The organism is Moorena sp. SIO4A5 (assembly GCF_010672005.1).
Lineage (GTDB): Bacteria > Cyanobacteriota > Cyanobacteriia > Cyanobacteriales > Coleofasciculaceae > Moorena.
In genome coordinates, this window is the sequence record NZ_JAAHHZ010000203.1 from 1 (window position 1) to 9,079 (window position 9,079).

The window sequence follows — 9,079 nt, forward strand, 5'->3', positions numbered from 1 at the left end:
TTAAGTGGGAAACCCGACCCATCACCAGCGATGGCTTCCCGAAAACAGGACGAGCAGAAGAGGTATCGGCTGGAGTTTACAGTAAGGTCTTTTGACTATGCTTGTTGAGTTTTGTCAGTCAACCAGGTGTTGCTCCTGTTCTCCTTCCAAATAAATAATAACGCAAATCCTGGGAAAATATCGCGAAACTTTTGATAAACGACGCGACGCACAATCCAGAGACAGAAAAGACTTCAGGTTTTTCAACATATTCCATTTCTGTATTTATATCTGGGTTATCAACCGCAACTAACAACAACGGTTCAATTAAAGCTTTACTAGCCAAGGGTTTTTGCAGAACTGTTATCTTTGGGCAGGCAAAAGATTCTCCACAAATTTCCTTTTTGTCGCGTTCGCGCAGCGTAGCCCTTTGGGCTAATGGTGATTCAGTCTGATTTGCCTGGTCGTGTTCCCTGGACATTAAGTTGACTTTTGAAACCAAAGGGAAAGCAGAGTCAACTTAATGTCTAGGGGTTACAGTGCGGGTGGAGTTGGCTTCTTAGAACTGGACTTCTATCGGGGCAGACCTTAAGGCAACTTAATGTCTAGGGTCTGCGATCACTCCGCCAACCAAAATCAACCACAGCTGCAATGCGACGGCCAGTTGATTTCAAGGTCAAGTCCTAATGCTTTGATCATCTTGTCCAAGGTTCGCTCTGGGATGCTTTTGTATCGACCATTCTCGATATGCCTCCAGTGAGACTGGTCTAATCCTGCTTTCCTGGAAGCTGCTGCTATAGTCAAGCCTAATTGCTCCCTTGCCTCTCTTATTACTCTGGGCAAGTCGTCGATTACTACCGACACAGTAATGGTTCTGTTGATTATCATGAGTTTTCGTTTTGGATTAGTCTCTTTATACTAACTCCTAGGATATGGAGTCCTCAAAGGGCATAAACCGACTAATGAAAAACTTTTCATAGACCCTTGACAACTTTTTAGGACATCGTGTACTATGAATATATGGATGAAAAAGCGAGCACCTTAAATAAACCGGAAGTGCCCGCTTAAGTAGGCCAGAGTGAACTAGACCTAGATTAAGTATCTCTTATTTCTAGGTCGCCACAGCACCTAGACAAATCTATAGTTTTAGACCAATGAAGAACTCAAGGAATCTTGTAAGTAGTACGGATTTACTGCTACTAGGACGGGATGTGGCTTGTTTTTGGGGAACATGGTTGATTGTGTATCATCTGTGTCGATAAAAGCTAGCGGTAACGAGGGAGTAACGACATTTGGCTCCCCTACTCAAAGGCTTTTTCCTAACAATTGATGACTTATGTCGCCCTACATAACGCTTATGTACGCCCTACATAAGACTATGTCGCCCTACATAACGCTTATGTACGCCCTACATAAGCTCCAAGAAAACTTGATGCGATAAATGTGTTGAGTTAATCAAATGCACAAAGTTATTTATTAAAAAGTGCTATGACCGGAGCCTCCGGTCATAAGAGTACTTAGGAAAAAACTTAAACCTTATGTAGGTCAGCGTCGGTCATAAGGATGCGTTATGACCGGGACAACCTTACATAGGGGTGCATTTAAGGGAAAAAATGCACGTACATGGCTGTCATATGCAGGTGTTGGCAAGTTTTATTCATTGCTGATTTTTGATCCATAGACAGATGAGCGTAAAGAATATTACAGCATACGCAGAAGCCAGTACTACGACTGTCCCGGTCATGGAAGTCGTTATGACCGGAACCTCCGGTCATAAAAAATTAGCTCTCATCAATGAGGTCTATCAGAATTTCTTCTTGTACAACCCCAAGAAGAAGATGACAAGAATTGAAGTCAGAGATAAGTTTGGCATTTCTCGTCAAGCTTTGTACGACTGGCAAGTAAATGTGATAGATCCAGTCCCTCATGATTATGCCGTCATAATAAGAGGTGAATTTTACACAAAGAATGGTTGCAGACCAACAAAAACCATCAGAGGTCTTACTATTCACCAAGTGTTTGTTTTCTGGTTAATCTATCAAGTCATGAAGCTTGTGAACACCTACAAGCAAGCAATTCCTCTACTTGGGAGGCTATTAGAAGTGTTCACAAAAGAAGATTTTGATACTAGGTTTGAAGCCTGGAAAAGCAATTATTCAGTTTAGATCCACAGGAGAAAATAATGACTTTCATCACAATCGACGAAGCTATCGACCTTCTTTCTACTGGCCAAGGAATAAGTCACGATCAAGCGAAAGAGGCGGTATCAGATATATGCAAGCAGCACGGCATCAATCCTGAGGACAACAAGATTGACTACAACTTGGTGGTCAGTGCCAGCAAAGGATTCACTGCGGTAGATAAAGGGATAAACAAAGCCATCGCTTCCTCTAAGTCGGCGGAAAGCAAAGGAGGTGCTCTCTCTACTCAAGAAAGGAAAGATGAGGCCATGGTCTTTGTGCAGGAAGAGTTACATTTGGCAGGGATTGATAATTTCCCAGTCCAAATTATGGCAACTCGTATCGATAACGCCATCATGGATGGGATTCAAGATGCTGATGCCACTGACTATGCTCGTCGCCAGGCTTTCCTACAACGGACACGAGACAACAACACTCGTTTCTACAACGAAGTACTGGAAGTCGAACAGCAATCTCGCGAAGAAGCAAAAGAGGTTGCAGACGCCATAACTCAGCAGGGGATTCAGTACCACTTCCAGCCTGTTGAGTCTAATGTCAGTCACTACACCTCTGTTCTAAAGCAACGAAGGCTCTCTCAAAGAACAGCTCAACAAAACCAAGCCAGCCTAGTGCAGAAAGCTGCCGAGGACAGAAAGACCAGCCAAGCGATCGCTAAGGCTACTTCGTTCCTAGATGACCTCGAAGCTGAGGTCGAAGCTGAGTTGGGTCAATAGTTCAATAGCCTGGGTCTTCCCAGGCATCTTTTGTATGTATCGAAAAGTTGGTTCAGGACAATGCCTAATAAGTATTATTTGATTTCACTAGCGCTTAGCTTTGCAGCTATCGGTCATGTAGCAAACTCTACGATCGCAAATGGTCAGAGAGATTCAGAGACAAAGAACAAAATAGCTGAGTCTAAAAAGCACTACGACATCAAGACAGCTCAAATGGAGCAAGAAAAGGCTTTCTCCGAAGCTAGGGTCAAAAATAAAGTGGGAAGTCCAGTCAAGAAGATCATATTGAATCATTATTACTACGATCCAGAGAACCCGACATTCCCAAAGGGTTTCAGCCTTGATTTCCTAAATAATGCGGGCAATAATTCTCCCGATGGCATTGCAACCATAGTGGACAAAAATTCCCCTGCGACATGCATCGGGGTTTCGGTTAAGTCAAAAATTCCAGGGAAAGACGGAGTCTTTTACTTTATTGGTTCCAAGAACCCAGCTTACGCTGCTTACGCTGAACAAATGTGTGGTATTCACGGGTAAGGTTATGGCACGAACTATTAGAAGAATAAACAATCCAGCCAAGGATAGATTGAGTTATCTAGAAAAAAGTGAAGCGGCTAACAGGATTACTCCCTTTGGGGCAAAGTTTATCGTCAATGCCAATAGGGTGATATTCAAGGGGATAGGTTCTATTGGGCTAGTTATCGTTACCACTGCTGAGAATCTGTTAAGTCCAAATGGATGCCTTTTTCTCGGAGGTGTTTGTGCGATCGCTGGGTTAGTCATCTCAACGGACACCTACTATCAGCAGATAACTGGAGTCCCTCTCCTTCCGTTCTTTGAGGAAACGTGGATAGATCCTGTTAGGTACAGGCAAGCTAGCTTTTGGTTCTCCTTTCAGTTTATTTTCTCTTCTCTAATGTCTTTGGTTGTGGACTGGATCCAATCACTGGCATTAGTAAGCAACTTGGTTCCAAAAGCTAGCAAACTAACAAAAACTCAGAAGATGATTGTCACTAGGATAGGGCTGTTTGCTTACGCAGTAGAGCTACTTTTTACCTTTAGCTCCCGTGGTATTGCAGGTCTGGATACCTATCGAAAAATATCTGTCTTCCTCTATAACCTAGGAAGCATCTTTGGAGCTGAAGCAGGGTTCGCCTTGGCCGCAGTATCAAAAGAAAACTTGGAAAAAGCCGCAAGAGAAGCTAAGTCTGAAGAGTAGTCCCTAAAAGCGATGGAGTCTAATCCGACTCCATCTCAATTTAATCCAATTACATCATGGAATCAATTATAGACCAATGTTTGACGACAACAAAAAATACCGCAAAGGAAAGCTTAACTCAGATCCAGATGTACACGAAGAAATCATAGACGTAGAAGCGTATCTAAACGATCGCATTAATTTTCTGGGCAAGAAAGCGGAGAAAGAACGGGGGTTTGGTGACACAGCCAAAACTATGGGTGGTGGAGTACTTCTTGTGTCATTTTTCTGTGCAACTGCTATTCCCGGTTCGCCTATAGTCATTGGAGCTTCATTGGCTGGATATTTAGTAGCTTTATATGGAGACTATTCGACAACTGGTCGCCTAAGATTTCTTCCAAGTAGAAGGACTTTCTTAAGTCTAAAATCAGAAGACGAAGAAAAAGACTTTATAGATTTAACGGCAGATTTTGAAGAAGATGTCTCTTATCTTCCTCGCAAAGAGAATGTTGAAGCTAGATTTATTAATAGATACTTTGAGGAAATATCTGAAAAGCTTAGTGAGATGCCAGTTCCAATCAGGGCAAAGACCTATAAAGCAATAATAGATAACGTATATAGCCGCAAAGCTCAATCAAAATATTACAAGTACTTTGAAGCTAGAAGCAGGCAAAAAGACCTAGCTGTTGAAACTGAAATTGATCAGATGAAGTCTGTCCAGGACACTTCTGCTGTTTTTACTCAAGCGCTACAACCTAGAAAGCAAATAAGGACTATCGAGGCTGACTTAGATCTAGAATGTCAGCTTTTTGAAAGCGACCCACAAGTTAGTCATCATCAAAAAACAGAAGATTTTGAATCTCCAACTAGTCAGACCCCTATATTTGTTGACAAAAGAAAGACCCAGGTCACTGGATATAATACGATAGCTAAGAAATGGCAGTTTTGTACTTTTACGATCGCAGGGCAAGGTGCTGGAAAAAGTGAACTGTACTATTGGCTAAGTAAATATTTAGCTGGCCAAGGCGTTCGGGTTTACTATCTTAACTTAGCCTCAAAAAAAGAAGATTTTGGACGAGATTGGGAAGGCCATGCTCAATGCGTAAGATGTGACCTCAGGAAACTAGACCCTAAAGGAGCGAAAGGAGTCATCTCAGATGTTTACCAGCTGATAAAGAATTACGATAGCTGCGAGGAAAAGAAAATGCTCATAATTGATGAAGCTAACGTTACATTCCTCAAGGTTCATCGATATGCAAAAGACCTGGGAGAAATGAGAGATTATCTTGCTGCTCTAATCGGAGACCTTGTATCTGCGGGAGGAAAAGGATTCGAGTCTATCCATGCCTTAGGTCAAGGATTGAAAGCTAGTACACTGTCTGACGGAATTTTCCCTCTCTTTAAGGCCATGCTTTTGAATTACATGACAGTGGCTCCGGGGAAAGAAGTTTACGCTGCCGATCGGAATCAAATGATAGGAGAAGATAACACAACCCGTCGAGACGTTGTCAATAATTTTGGGAAAGACTGCGCTAATCCGCCTGTAGGAATTGAAGGAGGTCGTATATTGAACTATAACGGCACTTGGTACCCCACCGGAGGGAAAGCAGATCTAGGTTTCACTGATAGTGATTCAACCAGCGAAAAAGATCTATCAGCTAGTAGAACTTCATCAACAACGGCTCAAAAAAAAAGATCTCAGATAGAAGAACTGATAGCAGAACTAGAGGAAGACGGATATGATACCTTGTGGTCTTTTGCTGAAGCAATGGGAATGCCTTCTTCTGGCGCTAAGCGTAGATTGATTGAGATTATTTCTATTTACCTGGAAAGCAAAAGGCCAGATCTCGCTAGTCGCTTTGCTAGGGACAAGAAGAACCAGTTTTCTAGTTTTGATGGCCGATACTCCTACCCAGACAATAACGAGAAAGAGCTCAAGACTCGATTATTGACTAACTTTTGCTGTTGCCTATGCCAAAAAAGATCAGAAGATGTAGAGATCCACCGAACATCATACCTAGGAGCAGACGATCAGCCGGGGGAGAATATGTTCCCACTGTGTGAAGTTTGCCATAACGAAGCCCATGAGGCCGGTAACTGGAATTCAATACTTGATTCGATATGGTCTTCTCACCAAACTGAAGGTTTTACTAAAAGAATCAATTTAGGATTGAATTTCTTAACTCAAAATATTGATTATTAACTAAAAATGAGGTCACATAGAATGGTATCAAAAAGGACAAGACTATTGCTGGCGCACGTTAAAGGTATCGGATTCTTGGTCTTAACTACTCCCATGATAACTTTGGGGCTACCTCAATCCATTAATAGCTTCTTTCCTGAAGCACACTTAGTGCCTAATTTCTTCGATCCCGATAAAGGTATTTTCCTTTGGAATGTAGTTAACTTATCTACAAGAGAAGGGCTAAAAGCTCTAGGCGCAATGTCAGCCTTAAAGGTTACCCAATGGTGCCTTTTGACGGCTCCTTTCGGAAAACTATTTTCCTGGTTGCCGTGGGAAAACAAGCAACGATTAATATTGGTGGGATTACTTTTATGCCTTTACGAGCTCCTTTTAATTGTATCCGTAACTTTCCCTACTGAGTTTGAGGTGTCAAGCTCAGCTATGGTTTTCTTTATTCTCCACTCTCTTCTTGTCATATGTATCCCCTGGATAATATATGGATTCATCTGTATTTCTGTTGACCTGTATAAAATATCTCTTCGATCGGCTAAAAGGAAGAATTCAGGCGCTTCCGGAATTCCCGACTAAGATATTCGACCAAAAATCCTAATCCCAAAAAATGAGCGATCGCTTCTGGTTTTAAAGGAGCGATCGCTATCAAAACAGTAACTAATTAAGCACACCTGCTTAGTAAATGACAACTGATCCAGGTATTAGCATGGCACAAAGCATTGACATTCAACAACCTTTTTATCGTGACTTGAACAGTGAGATATCACTGAGAAATTATCAAGAAGAACTAGTCTTTGGTGTGTTTGAAGAGTGGAGGAGTGGTAAGCGGCGAGTGATGGTGCAGTTACCTACAGGTGGAGGCAAGACGGTCTGCATTGGAGCATTGGTTCAATACTTTGTGCAGCAGGGTCTCAAAGTCTTAGCGATCGCTCACCGCAAAGAGTTAATAACTCAACTAAGCGAAACACTCGAAAACATAACAAAATTGCCTATTGGCAAAATCAAAGCTGGCATTCCTCCAGCTCCTCAGTACAACATTCAAGTAGCTTCAATCCAGACATTAATCCGAAGGCAGCCCTTCCCTGAAGCTGACTTATTAATAATTGATGAAGCCCATCATTCTGCATCAAGATCCTATACCGATGTGATGTCTGCGTACCCAGATGCATATATTGCGGGGTTCACCGCTACGCCCACGAGAACCGATGGCCATGGCTTCCTGCAAACCTACGATGCCCTAGTGAAGGGAGTGACGACAGCCTACTTAATCGAGCATGGACATCTCTCCCAATTCAAAGTCTACGGTGGTGTGACTATTAACACCAAAGGGCTGAAATCTTCCGTCGAGGATTATCAAAAAGGAGCACTAGAAAAACGAGCCATGGCAGTCGTTGGAGACGTTGTCCCGGCTTGGAAGAAACACGCCCTCGGGAAAAAGACCATTGTTTTTGCTGTCGGCGTCAAGCATTCTCAAGCCATTGCAGCAGCATTTAATAACGAGGGTATTACGGCTGAACATCTGGATGGCAAAACTCCTGCTGGGAAACGGGAAGAGGCTTTGGAACGTTTCAGAAACGGACAAACTGCTGTTTTGTCGAATTGTGGCCTTTTTGGGGAGGGAGTAGATATTCCCGCGATAGAAGTTGTCCAGATATGTCGTCCAACTGTGTCAAAGATTGTTCACTTTCAGCAAATAGGACGGGCACTAAGACCTTCCCCTGGGAAAACCCATGCCGTGATAATAGACCATAGCGAGAATTGGCGCTATCACGGGCTTCCAGACACCCACGTCGAATGGTCTCTAGAACCAATCTCAATTCCCAACAACGAGTATGCAACCAAGTGTTCTTGCTGCGGTCACTGTTTTCTCCCTTTCCCCCATGAGCTAAAAACTCCTATCAGGTTAGACAAAGACAAGGACGGGAATTTAACCCCCATTTATCACATCACTTGCCCTAGCTGTTTGACCACTTTGGAGTACATCAAAGGAGCAGGGGCGGCAATAGAACCGGACGAGGAAGCAGGTGGAGAAAAGGAACGGCTAGAAGGCTTGATGATGGAAATCGTCTTAGAGGCAAATCCTGAGTACATCAAGGAAATCGACCAAGCGATCGCGAAACAAACGAAAAATGGCTATAAGCGGGGGTGGGTCTTTCACCATCTATTGAAGGAATTCAGTGGTTCCCAGTTTAGTGTTGGGGATTGGCGCTACGCAGCCCATCAGCTTGGGTACGATTTAGGTTGGGCAAATTATGCATGGCGAGACTCTCAAGTCTTTACCAGTAGCGAGTTTTAAGTTGAACAAGGATTGATGTCGTCTTTTTGTTATTTTTGCTGACAACGACGGAAAGATAAAGTATAATGTGAAAAGCGGGCGAGGGTAGTTCTACCAAAACCCCTCACCCGCTGTGACTTCAAAAGAAATCAACTAAACTCACCCTCTATTTTAAAATGAATACCGCAACTAACAACAGTGGTACGGTCGTACCATCTGAACCCAAGCAACTGATTCAGATCAAGTGCCGAATTCCCCTGACCAGTATCAGACAGTGGATTGAGTCAAAGGAAACCAAGAATTTCCTCCATGCGATCAAGCACCAAAATGGACTGCCTCTTACGCTGACCTGTGAAGATTTTTACTACTACGATAAGGGCTGTGGTGTACTGTACTTATACGATCACTCACAACTACACCTCACCTTCAAAGCTTGGCAGGATATAGTCTACAAGGAGTTACAGTTGGGTCTTGTTCCAGTAGATTTTGGCTCCGTGACAAATGAGCAGACCATCA

General features: G+C 43.0%; 10 protein-coding genes. 8 read left to right on the forward strand and 2 right to left on the reverse strand.

Annotated features, from left to right (window positions below):
• Positions 1-118: 118 nt before the first annotated feature.
• Both F6K57_RS32070 and F6K57_RS32075 read right to left on the reverse strand, forming a co-directional pair.
• Positions 119-460, reverse strand: a complete 342-nt coding sequence (locus F6K57_RS32070) for a hypothetical protein (protein WP_293072107.1) — start codon at positions 458-460, stop codon at positions 119-121.
• Positions 461-615: 155 nt separating this feature from the next.
• Positions 616-867, reverse strand: a complete 252-nt coding sequence (locus F6K57_RS32075) for a helix-turn-helix transcriptional regulator (protein ID WP_293072108.1) — start codon at positions 865-867, stop codon at positions 616-618.
• Between the two features lie 797 nt (positions 868-1,664).
• Between F6K57_RS32075 and F6K57_RS32080 the strand changes: the two genes are divergently transcribed.
• From F6K57_RS32080 to F6K57_RS32115, 8 genes are all read left to right on the forward strand, one after another.
• Positions 1,665-2,144, forward strand: coding sequence for a hypothetical protein (locus F6K57_RS32080; RefSeq protein ID WP_293072109.1), 480 nt, complete (start codon positions 1,665-1,667; stop codon positions 2,142-2,144).
• Positions 2,145-2,161: 17 nt separating this feature from the next.
• Positions 2,162-2,893 carry a hypothetical protein gene (locus F6K57_RS32085; RefSeq protein ID WP_293072110.1) on the forward strand — a complete coding sequence of 244 codons (732 nt, stop codon included), beginning with the start codon at positions 2,162-2,164 and terminating at the stop codon, positions 2,891-2,893.
• 60 nt (positions 2,894-2,953) lie between these two features.
• Positions 2,954-3,430 (forward strand): hypothetical protein, encoded by a 477-nt coding sequence (locus F6K57_RS32090; RefSeq protein ID WP_293023792.1) that lies wholly within the window; start codon positions 2,954-2,956, stop codon positions 3,428-3,430.
• A 4-nt stretch (positions 3,431-3,434) separates the two neighbouring features.
• Positions 3,435-4,112 carry a hypothetical protein gene (locus F6K57_RS32095; protein WP_293072111.1) on the forward strand — a complete coding sequence of 226 codons (678 nt, stop codon included), beginning with the start codon at positions 3,435-3,437 and terminating at the stop codon, positions 4,110-4,112.
• Positions 4,113-4,188: 76 nt separating this feature from the next.
• The gene (locus F6K57_RS32100) at positions 4,189-6,294 is read left to right on the forward strand and encodes a hypothetical protein (protein WP_293072112.1); all 2,106 of its coding nucleotides are present in this window, start codon (positions 4,189-4,191) and stop codon (positions 6,292-6,294) included.
• 45 nt (positions 6,295-6,339) lie between these two features.
• Positions 6,340-6,864, forward strand: coding sequence for a hypothetical protein (locus F6K57_RS32105; RefSeq protein ID WP_293072113.1), 525 nt, complete (start codon positions 6,340-6,342; stop codon positions 6,862-6,864).
• Positions 6,865-6,970: 106 nt separating this feature from the next.
• Positions 6,971-8,584: a DEAD/DEAH box helicase gene (locus tag F6K57_RS32110; protein WP_293072114.1), complete on the forward strand. Its 1,614-nt coding sequence runs from the start codon at positions 6,971-6,973 to the stop codon at positions 8,582-8,584.
• A 155-nt stretch (positions 8,585-8,739) separates the two neighbouring features.
• A partial coding sequence (locus tag F6K57_RS32115) for a hypothetical protein (protein ID WP_293072115.1) occupies positions 8,740-9,079 on the forward strand: 340 nt, incomplete at its 3' end.